We start from the raw sequence: 19,416 nt of genomic DNA, 5'->3' as shown, positions 1-19,416 counted from the left end.
CAACAAAAAGCGGCCAGTCAAAAAACTAGTTCAGCGTGCGCTTCCCGTCGCCGACGGCGGCCTGCTGTGCATGTCCGCGCGACAACTGATGGAACACCACCTCGAGCCGCATCCAATCGCGATCGGTGCGGCGCGCGTTCTGTGCAAGCTCGTGAACGAGCCGCTGCGCGGTGAGAAGCAGAAGCTGCTCGTCGCTCCGAAGCGAGCCGGTCGCATTGTCCGGCTCAAGCTGCTCGACGAGACCCTGGAGCGCGGTCTCGTAAGGACCGTTCGGAAGCAGCATCAGAATGGGCAGGTTCTGATCCACCTCCTCGGACGCGCTGACCAGAAGCTGGCGTTTCCAGTCGTCGCTGGCCGAAAGCGAGCCATCCATCTGCGCGAAGGCCTGCGAGACAAGGCCGTGAGCCTGCTCGTCACGCTCCGCAAGCTCCTGGTCGAGCAGGCGGACGCTCTGACGCGACGAGAGGAACGCCTCGCTCGCCGCGGCCGCAGCCGCAACGGCGGGCCCCGAAAGGCCGAAATAGGTTTCCGGATTGATGCCGATCGCTTCGATCAAGGCTGCGAGATACTGCGCGCGCTCCTCCTCGTCGGAGAGCCGCGGCTTGGCCTCCTGGGTATGATCCACGAGCGCCGCCTGCTTCGGCGTGAGCGAGCCGCGGAAGCTGACTTTCTCGGCGCGCCGCCGCGCGCGGTCGAGTGCGAGCGGCCTCTGGCCCGCCCGCGCGACCTCGCGTGCCCGGATGCGCGCCAGCGTCTTGTAGAGATCCTTGTGAACGAAATAGCTCTCGCTGCCCTTCTCGCGCTGGACGTAGCGGAACGTCGCGCCCGTGTTGAGCACGTTGAGCATCACTGGCCGCACATCCTCGTCGATATCCTCCAGCGCCACGTAGGACGTGAAGCCATTCGCCTCATCCATCGGAACCAGCTCGCCCAGCACCGCTTCTGCGTTGTCGCCGACGTGAGGCAGCAGCGCCACCACGAGTTGATCGTCCATCTGGTCGATCAGCATGCCGGCTTCCGCTTGCGCCTTGTTCGTCTCCAGCTCGCGTTTGATCACCGAGTTCAGGAACTCGAGCAGCTCTGAGCGCACGAGATAGCGTCCCGGCTGATCGCCGCGCCGCACGGCGCCGATGATAGCGCCCGCGTTCAACACCTCGCGCACCTGCACGGCGGTCTCGGGATCCAGCTCGTCGAGCCTCACCTCGTTCGAGTAGCCTTCCACATTCTCGATCGGATGCATCGCCTGGCTGACGAGGCGCGCCTTGCGGAACATGTCCGGCAGCAGCGCCGTCTCGATCATCGCGTTCAGCTCCTGCGAGTTCCGCGCCTTCATGCTCGGAACGTCCGACAGCGGCGAGCGCACGGCGTTGGCGCCGAACAAGCCGGTCATGAAGATCAGCGAGTCGATGCCGATCGCAATGGCGAGCGCGAGATACGCGAGCCGGTTGCCGTCCTGAAACGCGTTGAGCGTCACGACGAAATTGTGGGCCTTGTCGTCGCGGTTGAGATCGATGGCCGAGAGCTTGGCGCCCATCGCCGAGGAATCCCCGCTCGGCAGACCCGAATCCTGCAGGCACTTGCGGCCGAACTGGAGCAGCGGATCGACGCCGCCCGTGTCCGGCACCTTGTCGCCGCCCGCGCAGTTCGCCTCGAACGCCTTGAGCCCGGCATTAAGGGCAAAAATCGTCGCGGCCGCTTCCACCGCCTGCTTGGGATCGCAATCGATGTCACGCACGCGGTCCTTCGTCGCCGCCGTGCTGATCATGGCGTCATAGAGCTGCGTGCAATGCTGATGAAGCGTAGAGAGCCGTTCGGCATCGGGCTGCTGGCGGAAATCCGCTCGCGCCCGCTCGAACGCGGCACGCACCCGCGCCGGATCGACCTTCTGGCCTTCCTGCCCGAGCTGGGAGGATTCTGCCGCCTGGATGCGCTGCTCGGCGGTCACCGCCTCGCCCTTGAGCTTGGCAAGCTCGCCGTCAACGCCCGCAAGCTCGCGCTCGATCTGGGCGACGCGCGTATCGACCGCATCGAGACGCTTCTGCGCATCGCGCACGCGCTCCTCGCCGATCTTGTAGTATTCCTTGAGCTTGCCCATCTCCGCCATCCGCTGGCGATAGATCGGCCCCTTGCCTTCCTTGAGAGTGCCTTCGACGCCCTTGTCCTCGGCCATCGCCTCGACGCGCTTGGCATCGACCTCCTTGGCCCGCGCATCGAGCTCGCTCTTCTTCCCCGAAAGGTCGGCCGCAAGGCCAGGCCGGTCGGCCTTCAGCCGCGACAGCTCGTCGGTGAGGACGGCTTTCTTTCCGGCAAGCCCCGCCTGGCCGCTGGTCGCAGTCGCGATGCGCTCCTGCTGGGCCGCGATCGACGAGCGATGCGCCTCCATCTGGCGTGTGAAATGCGCCTCGATCTCCGCTTCCGCGCCTTCGGAGGCCTTGGAGAGATTGGCAAGCTGCGTTTCGTAGGCGTTCCAGCCTTCGCTCTGGAACAGGCGCTCGGCTTCGGTCATGCGGCGGCTCGAAATCGTCTCGCCGATATCGGCGACGACGCCCGCCACCTGGTTCTTGGTGCGGATCTCGGCCGCGCGCTCACGCTGATCCTTCGGGAAGATGACGTTGAAGCGGCTATCGAACGAGAAGAACACGCTCGTCGCCATGCAGGCGAGGAACATCACCCACAGCATGGCGTTCTTGGCGACGATGCGAAGCCCTTGCGCGTAGGGCTGCACCACGTCGCTCTTCGAGAACATCATGAGAGCGGAAACGGCGAGCAGCACTGCGCCCGCCCCCGCGAACCCGTAGAGCATCTGATCGCTCGACACGCCCGCATGAACGATGCCGATCATCAGCGCGGCGAGCACGAAGCCGCCGCCCAGCACCGACAGGGCCACCATCGGCGGGCTGACGCTACGGCCCGAGCGGCCGCGCACCTGGTTCATGCCGGTGGCGAAGCTCTCGCCGATCAGCCACGCGACGATCAGCATGACGCCGTGGATGCCGAAGGTGAACATCGCGGAGAGCACCGATTCCCCGGTGAAGTTCCGCATACCGTCCCACGTGGTCCAGCCACCGGCGAGCGAGAGCAGCAGCGCCGATCCGCCAATCAGCGCGAGGCGCCAGTTCGTAAACAGCGTCTGCTCGATCGCGGACCAGAGTTTCGGCAACAGCCTGACCAGCGCGCTCGCGACCGCAAGCACGAGCAAGCCCATGATGACCCAGTTGGCCGCCTGCGGCAGCGAAACGTCGCTCGAAATGGTTGGAAGTGCCGGAAATGACTGAACGACTCCGTCCGCCGTGGCCTTGACGTCCCAGCCCATGCTCTCAAATCCTACATGGCGCTCTTACCCGAGAGCGCTGACAGTGCGATGCCCTTATGCGCACTGCTTGCATTCCCGGGCTTCATCACGGCGGGAATACGGCGATCAGTCCACATGAAGGCGAATTAATGTCTGCTAATGACGGACGAGGCGCCTTCGTTCCGTCGCAAACGCTGATTGCGCGTTGCGCACCGTTCAGGGAACCGCCTCGAACAACGCCGCGAGACCCAGCCCGCCGATCGCCCCCAGCGTGGCCACGCCATACTTCTGCGCCGCGCGCTCCCGCGCACGCACGAGCGTGGAGAACAGCCGCACCACGAGCACCGCACCAGCCGCACCCAGCGGATGCCCCCGCGCAATGGCGCCGCCATGCGGATTGATCTTCGAAAGATCGACGTCCAACAGCTCGGAGAGCGCGATCACCTGCGCCGCGGAGCTTTCGCTCATTTCGACAACGTCGATCTCCTCACGCTTGAAGCCATTGAGGCGATTGTAAAGTTTGCGCATGGCCTCGATCGGGGCCGCCCCGTCGTTGTCGGGGCCCACCCCTTGCGCCGCCGCCGAGATCAACCGCAACGCACCCGGCGCGCCGCGCTCTCGCCAGACGCGCTCGCTCACCACCACCACGAACGCCGCACCGTCATGCAAGCTGCTGGTGTTGCCCGGCGTGAGCGTGCCGTGCGGCGGCGCGAACGGCTGCATCTCCTCCAGGTCGTCAAGGTCAGGCTCCACCGCGCTCTGATCCCGCGCCTCTTCCGCGTTGGCGCGAAAGGGCACGATCTCGCCGACGAAACGCCGCGCCGAGCGCGCCGCCTCAGCCTTGAGATGAGACTGCATCGCCACCACATCCTGCCGGGCACGCGTAATGCCGAGCCGACGCGGCAGAAGCTCGGAGGCCTCGAACGTGGTGTCGTCGGTCAGGTCCGGCACGGGCTCAACGCGCATGAAGTGCGGAAGCTGGTAGAGGCTCTTGGGCTTCGCGACCCGCCACGGAGCGGTGGAGAGTGATTCGGCGCCGCCCGCCACCACCACGTCCGCCTCTCCCGCCTCCACGAGGCGCACGGCGGAGACGATGGCATCGAGCCCGGAGGCGCATTGCCGGTCAATCGAATGGGACGCGACCGTTTCAGGCAAGCCCGCCGCGAGCGAGATCAGGCGGGCGGGGTTTCCGCCCTCGGACGCGTTGCCCACGATCAGCTCGTCGACGTCCCGGGGCTTCAAACCGGCGTCCTCGAGCGCGGCAAGAATGACCGGCGCCGCGAGATCGGCGATCCGCCGATTGCGATGCAGTCCACCAATCCGGCCGAGAGCTGAGCGTCGTGCAGAAATGATATAGGAGGAGGAGAAAGGCATAGACCTAAAATGCAGCCCGCAATACATGACGCAACCGAACCTAACGCCGTCCGGATCTGCCGCGCGATGCTAGTAACTACGGAAACATGGCAAAAAGCAGGTAGGTGTAATACTGTTACTATACAGGCGGCAGGCACGGCTCGACCCGTTTCATTACACTTTCTGTTCACAATCAATTCAGCCGCTGGAAAAGGCCCGGGCGCGATTTCTCTAGGCAGAGGGATCGGTCATGATATTGTGTTGCGAAAGGTCACGAGAAACCGAATAGGCTCCGATGTCTGACGTCGCAAACCGCACCGCGTTTCCTCCGCCGGACAAATCGAACGGCAAGCGCCTCGCCAAGGCCGTCGAGCGCGCCGGTGAGGAGTTTGCGGCCAAGAACCTGCGCTTCACCAAGCTGCGCCAGATGGTCTACGAGGAGATCGCGGCCACTTACGCCTCGATCGGCGCTTATGAGATCCTCGCGCGCCTCGCCGACAAGGGCACCCGCGTCGCCCCCATCTCGATCTACCGCGCCATCGACGCGCTTCTCGAAGCAGGCGTGATCCACCGTCTCGAAAGCAAGAACGCCTTCTTCGCCTGCCGCCGGATGGACCACCGCACCGGCCGCCGCCCGCTGTTTCTCTCCTGCGAGAAATGCGGCGCCGTCGGCGAGGTGGACGGCCAGCACATCTTCGACCTGATCGGCGAGGCGGCGAATAGCGCGAAGTTCGTCGCCCGTGTTAAATTCGTCGAGGTTCAGGGGCTCTGTCCGCGCTGCGCGTCGGAAGAGAAAGACAAGGCATAAGGCTGCATCTCGAATGACCGAGCGTCCCGGAGAGACCGCGGGCACCGTCGGCGGCTCAAAAGCGGCCGTGCCTGCCCCTGCTCAGGCTCATGCCCACGATCATCAGTCCGGCGCCTGCTGCGGCCACAGCCACGGACCATCCGCCCGCCCCCTCGATCCGGCAGCCCTGATCGGCGCCCGCGGGCTCGAGATCGTCCGCTCCGGCCGCACCATCCTCTCGGACGTGGACCTCGATATCCGCCCTGGCGAGATTTTGACCCTCATCGGACCCAACGGCGCCGGCAAGACCACCCTGGTCCGCACCCTGCTCGGGCTCGAACGGCCGGATCGCGGCACGGTCTGGAAACGCCCCGGCCTCAAGGTCGGCTACGTGCCCCAGCGCTTCGACATCGACCGCGCGCTCCCCATGACGGTCGAGCGCTTCCTCTCGCTCGGAGACGGCGCCAAGAAATCACGCATTGAGACCGTGCTTGAGGAAGTCGGCGCATCCCGCGTCATCGCCCAGCAGCTCGGCCAGTTGTCGGGCGGCGAGTTGCAGCGCGTGGTTCTGGCCCGCGCCCTCTTGAACGATCCCGAGCTTCTGGTGCTGGACGAGCCCGTGCGCGGCGTCGACTACGTCGGCGAAGCCGAGCTTTACGCATTGATCGGCCGCCTGCGCGACCGGCGCGGCCTCGGCGTGCTTCTCATCTCGCACGATCTCCATGTCGTCATGGCGCAGAGCGACCGCGTCGTCTGCCTCAACCGCCACGTCTGCTGTTCCGGCGTGCCAGAGGCCGTGGCTCAGCATCCCGAGTACACGCGCCTCTTCGGTCCGGAGCAGGCCCGCAGCTTCGCCGTCTACCAGCACCACCACGATCACAGGCACGACCTCGCAGGCGAAACGGCTCCGGCCTCGCCCGCAAGCCCGCCCAGCGGAGACAGGAATGCTTGAGCTGGAGCCGTTTCTCCTGCGCGCGATCGCAGCCTCGCTCGCGCTTGCCCTCGTCGCGGCGCCCCTGGGCTCACTCGTGATCTGGAACCGCATGGCCTATTTCGGCGAGACCGTCTCGCAGGCGAGCCTCATCGGCATCGCCCTCGGCCTCTTTCTCGGCGTGGACATCACCGGCCCCGTCATTTTCGTGACGCTCGTCGTCGCCGGGCTGCTCATATTGCTCTCCCGGCAGAAGATCGTGCCGCTCGACGCCATCCTGGGCCTCATGCACCACGGCGCGCTCGCGCTCGGCGTCATCGCCACCTTGAGCCTGCGCGGCCCGGCGGTGGATCTCATGAGCTACCTGTTCGGCGACATCTTCGCCGTCACCACCACCGATCTCTACTGGGTTTACGGCGGAGGCGCGCTGGTGCTCGCCATCCTCGCCTGGCTCTGGCAGCCCATGCTGCGCCTTGCCGTGCACGAGGAGCTGGCCGCCGCCGAAGGCGTGAACCGGGACCTGGTGAAGGCGGTCTTCATCGTGCTCCTGTCGCTCACCATCGCCATCGCCATCAAGATCGTCGGCGCGCTGCTCGTGATCGCCTTCCTGATCGTGCCGGCCGTCGCCGCCCGCCCTTTTTCGTCGACGCCCGAACGCATGGCCCTGCTGGCGGCCCTCGTAGCCGCCGCGAGCGTCGTTCTCGGGATCACCCTCTCCCTCAATTTCGACGTGCCCGGAGGCCCCTCCATCGTGCTGTTCATGGCCGTGATCGCCGGGTTTTCCGTCGCCTCGGCGGCCCTGCGCCGCAACGCCTGAACTCGCCCCGCTGGCCGAGGCGCCAAACCTCGGCTACACCAAGGGGTGACAACTCCGGACGCCGCAATTGGCTTGGCCTGACCGATGACCGAACCTGCCGATCACGATTTCATGACTGCTCCGCGCCGCTGGTCGGTTCCCGTTGACGTGGGCGGCGTGGTGGTGGGCGGATCGGCACCCGTCGTCGTCCAGTCGATGACCAACACCGACACCGCGGATATCGCCTCGACCGTCACCCAGGTGGCAGCCCTCGCCCGCACCGGAAGCGAGCTCGTTCGTATTACCGTCGACCGCGACGAGGCGGCGAAGGCCGTGCCTCACATCAAGGAGCAGCTTCTGAGGCGCGGCGTGAGCGTCCCCCTCGTCGGCGACTTCCACTACATCGGCCACAAGCTCCTGGCCGAGAACCCCGCCTGCGCCGAAGCGCTCGACAAGTACCGCATCAATCCGGGCAACGTCGGCTTCAAGGACAAGAAGGACCGCCAGTTCGCCGACATCATCGAGATCGCGATGCGGCACGCAAAGCCAGTGCGCATCGGCGTCAACTGGGGCTCGCTCGACCAGGAGCTGCTGACGCGCCTGATGGATCAGAACGCGGCCTCTCCCAATCCGAAGGACGCCCGCCAGGTGATGCACGAGGCCATCGTGCAGTCCGCCCTGATCTCGGCCGAGCAGGCGGAAAAGCTCGGCATGGGCTCCGACAAGATCATCCTCTCGGCGAAGGTCTCCTCCGTGCAGGACCTTATCGCCGTCTACCGCATGCTGGCAGACCGCTGCCGCTACGCGCTCCACCTCGGCCTCACCGAAGCCGGGATGGGCTCGAAGGGCATCGTCGCATCCACGGCCGCCCTCGGCGTGCTGCTGCAGGAAGGCATCGGCGACACCATCCGCATCTCGCTGACGCCGGAGCCCGGCGGCGACCGCACGCTCGAGGTGAAGGTCGGCCAGGAGATCCTGCAGACCATGGGCTTCCGCTCGTTCGTGCCCGTCGTCGCCGCGTGCCCGGGCTGCGGGCGCACGACATCCACGGTGTTCCAGGAGCTGGCCCGCGACGTCGAGACCATGATTCGCGACCGCATGCCGGAGTGGAAGACGCGCTACCCCGGAGTGGAGACGCTGAACTTCGCGGTGATGGGGTGCATCGTCAACGGCCCGGGTGAATCGAAACACGCCGACATCGGCATCTCGCTCCCCGGCACCGGCGAGAGCCCGGCCGCCCCCGTCTTCATCGACGGCAAGAAAGCCATGACGCTGCGCGGCCCCAACATTGCCGCCGACTTCAAGACCATCGTCGAAGACTACATCGAGCGCCGCTTCGGCATGGGCGCAAAGCAGGAAGCGGTCTGAGTCCGCGCTCGACCGGATCCACGCCCATTTGGTACGAATCTGTACCTCGGGGTGACGGGATATTGGTGGCTTACGGCCAATTCGATTTCGACGTCATCCCGGTGCAGGCCGGGATCCAGACATGCCTGTAGTTTACGTGGTGCCTGGAAATGCCGACCGATCCCGGAAGCCCACTGCGTCCATGCGAAGCTTGGCTCTGCCATGACGCCGGCGTGACGTTGGTTTGGTGTAGGCCGGCTGCTCTTTAGAATTCCATCACCCCGACGGAGGTCGGGGTCCAGACACGTCTGAAGTTTCCAAACCGTGCCTAATCGACGGATCCCCAAAGCTACCCGCGTTCAAGAAGCATCGCCTCCGAGCATCTTCGATGAAACAGCCAGTCGTTTACATCCTCGCCAGCAAGCCGCTCGGCACGCTTTATATCGGCGTGACCAGCGATCTCAGCAAGCGGATGGCTGAACACACGCAAGGACTAATCCAGGGTTTTACAAAGCGTTACGACGTCAAACGCCTCGTCTATTACGAGACGCACGATCAGATGCTGGCAGCGATTGCACGCGAGAAGCAGATCAAAGAGTGGCGACGAGCGTGGAAAATCCGCCTGATCGAACAGATGAACCCCGAGTGGAAAGATCTCTTCGATAAACAAAGTGGCGAAACCGCCTTCGGCGATACCGACACCCATGCATTCGCCGAACCGACTTCTCCTGGATCTGGATCCCGACCTGCGTCGGGATGACGGCACCTTTGAAGGCAGAACGTCGCCGCCCCAAATAACGTCACCCCGGCGTCATGGCAGAGCCATGCTTCGCATGGACGGCCGGGGCCTAGACACGACTTAGGGTTGGCATAGGGCGCTACGGAAATAGGTCTGGTCACTCGCGCCCAACCAGCGCGCCATTCGAAAACCGCGCCCGTACAATCCCCGCACTATTTCGAATGCATCTGGATCCCGACCTAAGTCGGGATGACGGAGTTCAAAGAGGTATCAGCATATACCAACTCAACGTCACCCCGATGAAGATCGGGGTCCAGCCGCGTCAAAGTTTCAGCACCGAGACCGGCAAACTTTCCCTCGGAAGGCATCCGATACACCCAACGTAAGCTCCCCGAAAGCTTGCGCGCTTACCCCTGCATGAGAGTTCCTGCGTACCCTCGAGTTGTACCGACGGACCCAAGTGCTTCCGAAAAAGTGTGATGCGGCTTTTCGGCTGGAAGCACGAGAAACAAAGCGCGCAGCGGCATGCAGAAAGCCCTGACCCCACGTGGCTCGCTGAGAGCCATGTACGAGACGATGGCGCTGATCCGCGCCGTCGAGACCAGCCTTCTCGATCTCTTTGGCAAAGGGAAGCTGCGCGGAACGGTGCACACGGGCATCGGCCAGGAAGCGATCGCCGCCGGCGTCGTCGCCGCCCTCGACCTCGACCGCGACGTCATCTGCTCGAACCATCGCGGCCACGGCCACTACCTGGCCTATTGCGGCGACGCCAAGGGCCTCATTGCCGAGATCATGGGCCGCCCCGATGGCGTCTGCAAAGGCGTGGGCGGCAGCCAGCATCTGCACAAGAAGAATTTCTATTCGAACGGCATCCTGGGCGGCATGGCCCCCGTTAGTGTCGGCATGGCCATGGGCGAGAAGACCAAGCGCTCGGGCGCCATCGTCGTGCAGTTCGCGGGCGACGGCGCGCTGGCCGAAGGAGCCTTCTACGAAGCCTTCAACATGGCCGCGCTCTGGAAGCTGCCGTACATGCTGGTCGTCGAAGACAACGGCTACGCGCAAAGCACGCCGAAAGCACTCGAGCAATCCGGCACGCTAGCCGATCGCGCCAAGCCCTTCGGCATCCGCGTGATGGAGGTGGACGGCAACGACGCCGAAGCCGTGCACGAAGCCGCCGAAACGCTCTCCGACCACATCCGCTCCGGCGCAGGCCCGGGCGTACTCTACTGCTCAACGTATCGTCTCGCTCCCCACTCGAAGGGCGACGATATCCGCGACAAGACAGAGATCGCCGACGCTTGGACGCGCGAGCCCATTGTGCGAGCCCGCGCGAAGCTGCCGCTCGAATTCTGCGACGCCGTGGATCAGGCCGTCGCCACCCATGTCCGCGACATCATCGAAGCGCTCGCATGACACCTGACACAACGCCGTCCACCTACCTGCAAAGCCTGAACCGCGGTCTCCACGCCGCCATGGCAGCCGACGAGGCCGTTCACTTCGCGGGCGAGGATGTCCTCGATCCCTACGGCGGCGCCTTCAAAGTCTCGGCAGGGCTCTCGACGCGCTTCCCCGATCGCGTGCACACCACGCCGATCTCCGAAGGCGCCATCACCGGCCTCGCGAGCGGCATGGCGCTGCGCGGCCTGAAGCCCGTCGTCGAGATCATGTTCGGCGACTTCCTGACCCTCACCTTCGATCAGATCCTCAATCATGCCGTGAAGTTCGGCGCCATGTACGGCACGGAGGTTCCCGTGCCGATGGTGATCCGCACGCCCATGGGCGGCCGGCGCGGCTATGGCCCCACCCACAGCCAGAGCATCGAGAAGCACTTCTGCGGCATCCCCGGCTTGAAGGTGATCTCGCCGTCGCACGTCCACGCCGCGGGCGACCTGCTCGGCGCGGCCATCGCCAGCGAGACGCAGCCGGTGCTGTTCATCGAATACAAGAGCCTCTACCCGCTGCCGCTTTTCACCGGAAGCGAGCTGCTGAACGTGGCGCCCGCTCCCACCGGCTCCTACGCGACGCGCATCGTCCGCAACTTCGAGACGGGCGAGCCGGATGCTGTTCTGATCGGCTACGGCGGCGTCGCCCCGCTCATGCTGGAGGTCGCGGAGCGGCTGGCGGAGGAGGAGATCAACGTCTCCGTCGTGCTGCCCGCCGTCATCTCGCCGCTCGACATCGCACCCATCGCACAGGAAGTGGCCTGCGCGCGGCGCGCGCTCGTCGTCGAGGAAGGCGTGGCTGGATTCGATTGGGGTGCGGAGGTTGCAGCCCGCCTGCACGAAACGCTGTTCGGCAAGCTGGATCGCCCCGTGCGCCGCTTGGCCTCCAAACCGCAAATCATCCCGACATCGAAGGACGGCGAAGCCGGCACGCTGATCAGTGCCGACGACATCGAGGCCGCCGTCTACGAGGAGCTCGCGTGAGGTCCGGCACACTGCGGCTGAAGCATCTGGATCCCGGCCTGCGCCGGGATGACGGGGAGCATTTGGCAGGCGGCTCGTCCCCCATCTCCGTCACACCGGCGAAGGCCGGTGCCCAGACACGTCTCAGAACGACGCCAAGGTCACCCGTGTGGAACGTGGAACCGCCGCGTTTATCGGGAGCACAAGCATGATCCATGTGATGCGCATGCCGGGCGTGAACGCCAACGAGGACAGCGCCATGTTGGTGCGCTGGCTCGTGGACGAGGGCGCGGCGGTCAAGAAGGGCCAGCTCGTCTGCGAGATCGAGACCACCAAGAGCGCCGTCGAGATCGAGGCGGAAGCTGACGGCTTCCTGGTTCCCATCGCGGCTGCGGGCGCGAGCCAGCAGGTCGGCGCGCCCATCGCCGTCATCAAGGCCAACCTTGCGGACGCCCATGATCACCTCCTGGGCGCGGACGGCTCACCCGCTAAAGAGGCCGAGAAGCGCTGGACCAAGAAAGCCTTCATCGTCGCCCGCCGTCTCGGCATCGACATCGAGGCGCTGGCGAAAGCCAAACCCGGCGCGACGCTCACAGAAGCCGACGTGCTCGCAGCTCAATCCGGCTCACCGGCCGAGGCGCCTGCCGCGGCTCCTGTGAAACCCGCCGCCGTATGCCCGGTCCAGCGACAGACCGCGGCGCCACGCGCCTATCTCGGCGTCGGCCAGCACTTCGAGCGCGTGCTATTGATCGGCGGCGCGAGCGGGGCGGGCGCCATAGCGGTTGAAGCGATCCTGCGCACGTCGCACCAGAAGCCCGCCGGCATCATCGACACCAATCCCAAGACCCACGGCCAGATCGTCCATGGCGTTCCCGTGCTGGGCGACCGCACGGCGATCCCGGAACTCTGGGCCGAAGGCCGCTTCGACGGCGCCATCATCCTCTTCACCGACGACATCGACGACCGCGCGGAGCTGTTCAACAGCCTCGTCTCGGAAGGCATCCGCATGACCAACGTCATCGATCCCTCGGTCTCGATCCGCACCGACGTCAAGATGGGTGTGGGCAACGCCATCATGTCCAACGGCTTCCTCGCCCATAGCGCCGAGATTGGAAACAACAACTTCTTCGCCAGCCACAACGTGATCGAGCACCACAGCAAGGTGGGCGACCACAACGCCTTCGGCCCCGGCTGCACGGCCTGCGGGCGCGTCACCATCGGCAGCTACATCCGCTTCGGAATGCACGTCGGCATCGAGCCGTATCTGACCATCGGTGATCGCTGCATCATCGCCTCGGGCACCACGCTCACGCGTTCCGTCCCCGCCAACACCATCGTCAAGGCCCGCTCCACCAACGAGTTCCGCCAGCGCTGAGACCGCACTTGATTTTTGATTGGTCGCATTTTCTTGCGATGAACCAGCATCCACGTCGTCGGAAATGCTCCGGTTCGGGCAGAGTAAGAACGTCCCTATGCAGCAGCGCGTCTGGCCCCCGGCCTGCGCCGGGGTGACGTTGAGATTGGGCAGTCGGATTCTACAAAAAACGTCATCCCGGCAGAGGTCCAAGTGTCTTCCATGCATAGCACCGCTCCGCCATGACGCCGGTCTAACGTTAGGTAGGTGCTGGCCGGTGCCTCCCTAGCAACGTCATCCCGGCGCAGGTGCGGACACCCCAAAGATCATCACCTGCATTGAGAGGCCAACAACGGATGCGCCAACACATCCCCCAGTACCGTCATCCCGGCGAAGGCCGGGATCCAGTGACCTCGAAGATCAGCACAAATCTGCCGGGACCCAAATCTAGCGAACACTACCGATTGCGCTCGGCCACGAACCGAGCCGCTTCGATCAGCGTCTCGGCTTTCGCCCCAAATGGAGCCAGCGCATCGATCGCCGCCTGCTCCGCGCGCTTGAGCTCGGCGCGGGCACGCGCGATGCCCATGAGCGAGACGAGGGTCGCCTTCCCGGCCGCCGCGTCCTTGCTCACCGCCTTGCCGACGGTCAACGCATCGCCTTCCACATCCAGAAGATCGTCCGCGATCTGGAAGGCAAGGCCGAGCTCGGTGCCGTAGCGATGCAAGGCGGCGCGCTCATCCGGCCCACCTCCGCCGAGGATCGCGCCCGCCTCACAGGCAAAGCGGATCAACGCCCCCGTCTTGAGGCTCTGAAGGTGCAAAATGCCCGACAGCGTCGGCGCCTCCCGCGAGGGAAGCCGCTCGGCCTCGAGGTCGAGCGCCTGCCCGCCGACCATTCCGGCCGCGCCCGCCGCCTTGGCCAAAGCCGAGATGAGCGCCAGCCGCACCTCGGGGCATTCATGCACCTCGGGCGTGCTTAGAATCTCGAACGCAACCGTAAGAAGCGCATCCCCCGCCAGGATCGCCGTCCACTCGTCGAACGCCTTCCACACGCTGGGCATCCCGCGCCGCGTGGCGTCGTTGTCCATGGCCGGAAGATCGTCGTGAACGAGCGAGTAGCAATGCACGCATTCGAGCGCGACCGCGGTATCCAAAGCCTGGCGTTCCGAAAGCCCGAAAAGAGCCGCACTCTCGATGACAAGAAATGGCCGGAACCTTTTCCCGCCTCCGAGCGTCGCATGGCGAAGCGCGCCGAGAAGCCGGGGAGGAATAGGATCATCCCGTTCAGGATGCTTAATTTTTGTCCCGACGAGCGTACCGAGACGGGCTTCCGTTAGCCCTGCGATCTGATCGAGCCTTTGCGAGAAGGTCATAGACGAAGTACCTAAAGGCCTTGCGGAACAGTGTGAAGCGGTTATCCGAAACGACGCACGACCGAACAACGGGCTGAAAACGTTACAGTCCGGGACCAGGCGGGATCGCCAGCCGGAATGGGGGAGAAAATTGGTCTCGCCGACGTCAGCAGGTCCATGTTTTGCATGGCACTTCGCCAAGCCGGAAGCGAACCGTTTTTCGGACGTGAAGCACGAGCAGTCAAAGGCCGAGAGTGCCGGTACGTTACGGCGACACGCGAAAGCGCCCCGATTTGGCTGAGGGAAACGATGGTTGGCGCGGGATATAGCATCCGTGGCGGATAAGGACACCTCATACGAGTTCGAGGCACGTGGCGAGCCACTCCCTCTGCCCGAGGGTCCGCGCTCGGAAGGCGGCCCTGCCGCGCGAGGCCCAGACCTCGGCGAGGAAACCGACCCCACGACCGAAGCGCCGAGCCGCCCGTCCCCTGCGCCAACGCATGAGCCGGCCCAGGTGACGGCCGATCAGCCGTCCGCCCTGAACAGAAACGCGGAAGCGGAACCCGCCTCGGACATCCAGCTGCTCTCTCCCGAGCCGCTTTCACTCGAACAAGCCCCGCGATCGGCATCCGAGGCGTTCACGAACGCGCCCGCGCCGGAACTTACCGCATCCTGGCACTCGGCCATCGCGGAAGCCTTGGCGGATCCGGCACCGGCGCCTGCTCCTCCCCAGGGGGCTGAAGCACCCACCGCTGAAGCGCCCACCGCTCCGGCCGCCCCCGCTGCCGAGCTGCCCCAAATCCTCCCCGAAACTCCGGAGCCGGAACCAGTCTCCGAACCCGCACAATCGGCAACCGCGAGCACCACGCCAGCCGCCACCGACGACACGTCCGCCTCCTTCACCGCCGCGGCCGAAGGACTGTTCCGCCCATCTGACACCGGCCCTGGCGAGGGCACCCATCTCATCACGCTGGGGCGCAGGCTCGACCCATCGCTCCGCATCCCGCGCCCGGTCCCGCCGGTCATCGAACCGCGGGACGATTTTGCGCCACCCGCCGTCAAGCCGACCTGGAAAACCCGCCTTTTCACCTTCGCGCGCTATGCGGCCTATGCTGTGGCGGGCTACATGGCGCTCGTGCTGGTGCTGATCGTGCTGTTCCGCTTCGTGGATCCGCCCGGCTCCATGCTGATGCTCACCCAAGCGCTCCGCGGTAACTCGATCGACCGCACGTGGGTGCCGTTCAATTCCATCTCACCCGCACTGGTCCGCGCCGTGATCGTCTCGGAGGATGGACGCTTCTGCGAGCACAGCGGCATCGACACCGTCGCCATGAAGGAAGCCATCGAGCGGGCGGCAGGCGGCACGCCGCGCGGCGCCAGCACCATTTCCATGCAGGTGACCAAGAACCTGTTCCTCTGGAACGCGAAAAGCTATGTGCGCAAGGTGATCGAGATCCCGCTCACGCTGATCATGGAGCTGCTCTGGCCGAAGCAGCGCGTCCTCGAGGTGTATCTCAACATCGCCGAATGGGGGCCTGGGGTCTTCGGTGCGGAAGCAGCCGCCCGCCATCACTTCAACAAATCCGCCGCCCGCCTGAACGAGCGGGAGGCCGCCCTCCTGGCCGCGGTGCTTCCCAATCCGGTGGTGCGGGTGGCCGGTTCTCCCGGTCCGCAGACCTCCCGCAAAGCCCGCGTCATCCAGGCCCGCGTGAAGGCCTACGGCGCGGTGGCCTCTTGCGTTGTCGCAGCAGCCCCTCCCGCATCGGCACCCGCAGCCAAACCGGCAACGATCCGCAAGGCGCCCTTGCGCACGACGCCGCGGAAGAAAAAGGTCGACGACTGGACGCCGACCCTCAATTTTGGCAACTGATCGGGCCCCAAGCTCGTCCTTTCGCCGCGCGGAAAAGGCTCTGGCGCACGCCTGGGATTGTGGGTATAAGGCCGCAATCTTTGATTTTGGAGCCTGCGGCGCCCGATCATCCGGTTGGACGTCGCGGTTTCTTTTGGCGGCACCGTCGCCTCTGATCAAACCGAATTTGCCCTTCGAGGCGCCGAGATTACCGGAGTTAACCAATGGCCGTTCCTAGGAAAAAGACCTCCCCGATGAAGAAGGGGCAGCGCCAGTCCCACGACGCGCTGACCGCGCCCGCCTACGTCGAGGACAAGGAGAGCGGCGAGCGCCGCCGTCCCCACCACATCGACCTCAAGACCGGCAAGTATCGCGGCCGCCAGATCCTCCCGCCGAAGGCTGACGTCTAAGCCGACCTGGAGACGGGGCCGGCGTCCTGACGGAACGTAACCGCCCCGTACCACTCCGCCCAGCCTACGGCCTCAATTTTTGTCGAGGCCGGACACTGGCCGGACATTGGATTGTCGCAGAGGTCGTGGAAGATCGCGACAAGCAGACTGGGGCACCCGAACCCGGCCACGGGATCGACGGTCGCACTGGAACTCTTGCCAACGAAAGTGCTTGCAGGCGGAAGCCCGCTCCGGCGCAAGGTCGGAAGCGGAAAAGGCTTTCCAGTTAGCTGGCAAGGCGAAGACAAGAACCGGGATCGCTCCCGCGGGTTAGAAACCTGAGCGGTTCTGGCGGGGGTAGCGGTGTATCCGCCTCGGGCGCCGTCGTTTCTCTTGAGGTCCCTCGAAATCTTTCAGAGGATGGGCCACCAGCCTGCTTTGAGGCTATCAGGAGAGAACCATGTCGCTGCGAGCTATTCCGCTAACGATCATCCCCTTCATCATCTACAATCTCATCGTTCTGTTTTCCGGTTCTCCCGCGCCTGAAGTCGCGACCGACGGCGCAGCAGCGGCCCGCGCCCTGCTCGCCTCCGAGCTGTTCAGCATTCCGATGATCAGCGGCGCCCGCTGGTTCTTCACCTGGGGTGACCTGATCCTCATCATCACCCTGATCGTTCTGTTCATCGAGATCCTGAAGGCCACGTACACCTCCACCTCGTCGCTGGTCGATCACGGCCTGTCCATGGTGGTGTTCGTCGCCGCCCTGATCGAGTTCATCGTCGTCCCGCAGGCCGCGACATCCGTCTTCTTCCTGCTGCTGGTCGCGCTCGTAATCGACGTCATCGCCGGCTTCACCATCGGCATCCGTGTCGCGAAGCGCGACATCGGCTTCGGCACAAACGACTGATCTCAAATTCAAATCGAGCAAGCTGAGCGTGCGCGGAGATCCTGCCGATCTCCGCGCACGCAATCCATTGTGGGATCGGCGATATGGCGTTACCGTTCGCCTGCTGATTTACATCAACTGACGACCGTCCCCCACAGCACAAGCTTCATCTCGATGAGCAAGCAACATCGTGATTTGATGCCTCGCGCCGTTTACGGATACTCCTCGTGAGCGATCCAAACCCAATTGTTCCGCAATCCACGCGCAGAGCGGGCGAGCTTTTCGAGACAGCCTACGCCTGGGACATCGCCAACGACCGGCTGGAATGGCAGCCGAACGCCGTTGAGGTTCTCGGCGTCGGCACGCTCGCAAGCATCTCGACCGGCCAGCGCTTCGACGCACTCGTCGCGCCCGATCACCGCGCATCGCGTCTGTCCGCCATCGTCGATGCCCGCGCCGCAGCCGACGACACACACGGCGTGGCTTATCGCGTGCAGTTCAAGTTCGTGCCCGATGGAAGGCACCCGGGAAACTCCGTCTGGCTCGAAGATACCGGGCGCTGGTGGCCGGCATCCGGCGACCAGCCAGCACGCGCCCGCGGCATCCTGAGACTGATCGACGAGCGCTACATCGAGGATCAGCGCCTGATCATCTCCCTGCACGACGACGAAAGCGCAGGAGAGCTCCAGCGCACCCGGCTCTTCGAAGCGCTCGGCGCCGTGATGCGGCGCGCGGAGCGTACCGGGCGATCATGCGCGCTTCTTCTGGTATCCATCACCGGATTGGAAGCGCTCAACACACGGTTCGGCCTCGACATCGGTGACGAGATCATCGCGGCGGCCGGCCGCCTCCTGAAGGCGAGCCTCGGAGAGCAGGACAGCATCGCGCGCTACGCCTCCAACACCTTCGCCGTCATCGTCGACGATTGCCCTGAGGCCGCGCTCGCGGAAAGAGCAGGCCGCATGATCGGCGAGATCAGACGCGCGACGTTCCAGACGTCCGTAGGTCCCCTGGCGGCAGCCATCTCCATCGGTGCTGTCATGCTCCCCGGACAAGCGCCAACAGTCGGAGATGCCATCGCCAACGCACTGGCCGCGCTCGAAAACGCCAAGCAGCACCCCGGGACGTTCGTCGCGCACTGTCCCGAAGCCGCCATCGCGCGCGCTCAGAACCGCGCGCAGTCCATCACCGGCTCCGTGATTGCCGCACTCGAAGAAAATCGCCTGCTGCTTGCATTGCAGCCCGTCGTGCATGCGGCGAGCAGCCAGCCCGCGTTCTACGAGGCCCTGCTTCGCTTGAAGCAGCCCGACGGTACACTCCTCGCAGCTGCGGATTTCATCGAGGAAGCCGAGACGCTGGGCCTCGCCCGTCCGCTCGACAGGCGCGCCCTCGAACTCGCGCTGGATCTGCTCGCCGCCCATCCCGCACTCAAGCTGTCACTGAACATTTCGAGCCTCACCGCGGGCGACAAGGATTGGCTCGCAACACTCGAAGCGGCCTCCGCCAGGCATCCGGGATTGACCGAGCGCCTCACCGTCGAGATCACCGAGACGGCCATGATCCATGATCTCGACGAGATCGCCTCCTTCGTGGACCTGCTGCGCGCGTCCGGCTGCAAGGTCGCCATCGACGATTTCGGAGCCGGCTACACGTCCTTCCGCCACCTCAAGTCCCTGCATGTCGACATGCTGAAGATCGACGGCATGTTCATGAGCAATCTGCCGAACGACCATCAGGCGCGCGTGCTAGTGAAGACGATGATCGAGATCGCGCAGGCATTCGGACTTGAGACCGTGGCCGAATGGGTGAGCGACGAGGAGACGGCGATCTTCCTCCGCTCTGTCGGCATCACCTACCTGCAGGGATTCCTGCACGGCTCGCCGATCACTGTCGACGAGATGAAGCGGCGAGGCTTGCTTTAGGCGCGACAGACC

The 19,416-nt window shown here is 64.9% G+C and carries 15 protein-coding genes; 12 read left to right on the top strand and 3 right to left on the bottom strand.

Going from position 1 to position 19,416, the window contains the following annotated elements:
- Positions 1-25: 25 nt before the first annotated feature.
- Both F812_RS21995 and F812_RS0100470 read right to left on the bottom strand, forming a co-directional pair.
- A complete protein-coding gene (locus tag F812_RS21995) occupies positions 26-3,313 on the bottom strand; it encodes an MFS transporter (RefSeq protein WP_020665338.1) in 3,288 nt (1,095 codons plus the stop codon).
- A 195-nt stretch (positions 3,314-3,508) separates the two neighbouring features.
- On the bottom strand, positions 3,509-4,666 hold the full coding sequence (locus F812_RS0100470) for a thiolase family protein (protein WP_020083989.1): 1,158 nt from the start codon (positions 4,664-4,666) through the stop codon (positions 3,509-3,511).
- Positions 4,667-4,940: 274 nt separating this feature from the next.
- Here F812_RS0100470 and F812_RS0100465 point away from each other — a divergent pair, with 274 nt between their 5' ends.
- The 8 genes from F812_RS0100465 to F812_RS0100430 all read left to right on the top strand — a co-directional run bounded on the left by F812_RS0100465 (position 4,941) and on the right by F812_RS0100430 (position 13,025).
- On the top strand, positions 4,941-5,453 hold the full coding sequence (locus F812_RS0100465; protein WP_020083988.1) for a Fur family transcriptional regulator: 513 nt from the start codon (positions 4,941-4,943) through the stop codon (positions 5,451-5,453).
- Positions 5,454-5,466: 13 nt separating this feature from the next.
- Complete coding sequence (locus F812_RS0100460; protein ID WP_020083987.1) at positions 5,467-6,384, top strand: ATP-binding cassette domain-containing protein; 918 nt, start codon at positions 5,467-5,469, stop codon at positions 6,382-6,384.
- Positions 6,377-7,180 carry a metal ABC transporter permease gene (locus tag F812_RS0100455; RefSeq protein WP_020083986.1) on the top strand — a complete coding sequence of 268 codons (804 nt, stop codon included), beginning with the start codon at positions 6,377-6,379 and terminating at the stop codon, positions 7,178-7,180. The genes F812_RS0100460 and F812_RS0100455 overlap by 8 nt, the downstream gene beginning before the upstream one ends.
- Positions 7,181-7,264: 84 nt before the next feature.
- Complete coding sequence (gene ispG / locus F812_RS0100450) at positions 7,265-8,527, top strand: flavodoxin-dependent (E)-4-hydroxy-3-methylbut-2-enyl-diphosphate synthase (protein ID WP_020083985.1); 1,263 nt, start codon at positions 7,265-7,267, stop codon at positions 8,525-8,527.
- A 367-nt stretch (positions 8,528-8,894) separates the two neighbouring features.
- Entirely contained in the window at positions 8,895-9,266 is a 372-nt protein-coding gene (locus F812_RS21990) for a GIY-YIG nuclease family protein (RefSeq protein WP_020083984.1), read from the top strand.
- Between the two features lie 504 nt (positions 9,267-9,770).
- On the top strand, positions 9,771-10,658 hold the full coding sequence (locus F812_RS0100440; protein ID WP_156827155.1) for a thiamine pyrophosphate-dependent dehydrogenase E1 component subunit alpha: 888 nt from the start codon (positions 9,771-9,773) through the stop codon (positions 10,656-10,658).
- Positions 10,655-11,671, top strand: a complete 1,017-nt coding sequence (locus F812_RS0100435) for an alpha-ketoacid dehydrogenase subunit beta (protein WP_020083982.1) — start codon at positions 10,655-10,657, stop codon at positions 11,669-11,671. The genes F812_RS0100440 and F812_RS0100435 overlap by 4 nt, the downstream gene beginning before the upstream one ends.
- A 187-nt stretch (positions 11,672-11,858) precedes the next feature.
- A complete protein-coding gene (locus F812_RS0100430; RefSeq protein WP_020083981.1) occupies positions 11,859-13,025 on the top strand; it encodes a biotin/lipoyl-containing protein in 1,167 nt (388 codons plus the stop codon).
- Between the two features lie 436 nt (positions 13,026-13,461).
- Here the strand turns inward: F812_RS0100430 and F812_RS0100425 are convergent, their stop codons facing one another.
- Entirely contained in the window at positions 13,462-14,379 is a 918-nt protein-coding gene (locus F812_RS0100425; RefSeq protein WP_020083980.1) for a polyprenyl synthetase family protein, read from the bottom strand.
- Positions 14,380-14,692: 313 nt separating this feature from the next.
- Between F812_RS0100425 and mtgA the strand changes: the two genes are divergently transcribed.
- The 4 genes from mtgA to F812_RS21980 all read left to right on the top strand — a co-directional run bounded on the left by mtgA (position 14,693) and on the right by F812_RS21980 (position 19,404).
- Positions 14,693-16,228, top strand: coding sequence for a monofunctional biosynthetic peptidoglycan transglycosylase (mtgA, locus tag F812_RS26895; RefSeq protein WP_020083979.1), 1,536 nt, complete (start codon positions 14,693-14,695; stop codon positions 16,226-16,228).
- 203 nt (positions 16,229-16,431) lie between these two features.
- A complete protein-coding gene (gene rpmF, locus F812_RS0100415) occupies positions 16,432-16,617 on the top strand; it encodes a 50S ribosomal protein L32 (protein ID WP_026867731.1) in 186 nt (61 codons plus the stop codon).
- Between the two features lie 439 nt (positions 16,618-17,056).
- Positions 17,057-17,503: a hypothetical protein gene (locus tag F812_RS0100410; RefSeq protein ID WP_020083977.1), complete on the top strand. Its 447-nt coding sequence runs from the start codon at positions 17,057-17,059 to the stop codon at positions 17,501-17,503.
- Positions 17,504-17,709: 206 nt separating this feature from the next.
- Positions 17,710-19,404, top strand: coding sequence for a bifunctional diguanylate cyclase/phosphodiesterase (locus F812_RS21980; protein WP_020083976.1), 1,695 nt, complete (start codon positions 17,710-17,712; stop codon positions 19,402-19,404).
- Positions 19,405-19,416 lie beyond the last annotated feature (12 nt).

The organism is Hyphomicrobium zavarzinii ATCC 27496 (assembly GCF_000383415.1).
Lineage (GTDB): Bacteria > Pseudomonadota > Alphaproteobacteria > Rhizobiales > Hyphomicrobiaceae > Hyphomicrobium_C > Hyphomicrobium_C zavarzinii.
Note: the sequence above shows the minus strand (reverse complement) of the source record. Positions and strands in the feature narration are given on the sequence as shown.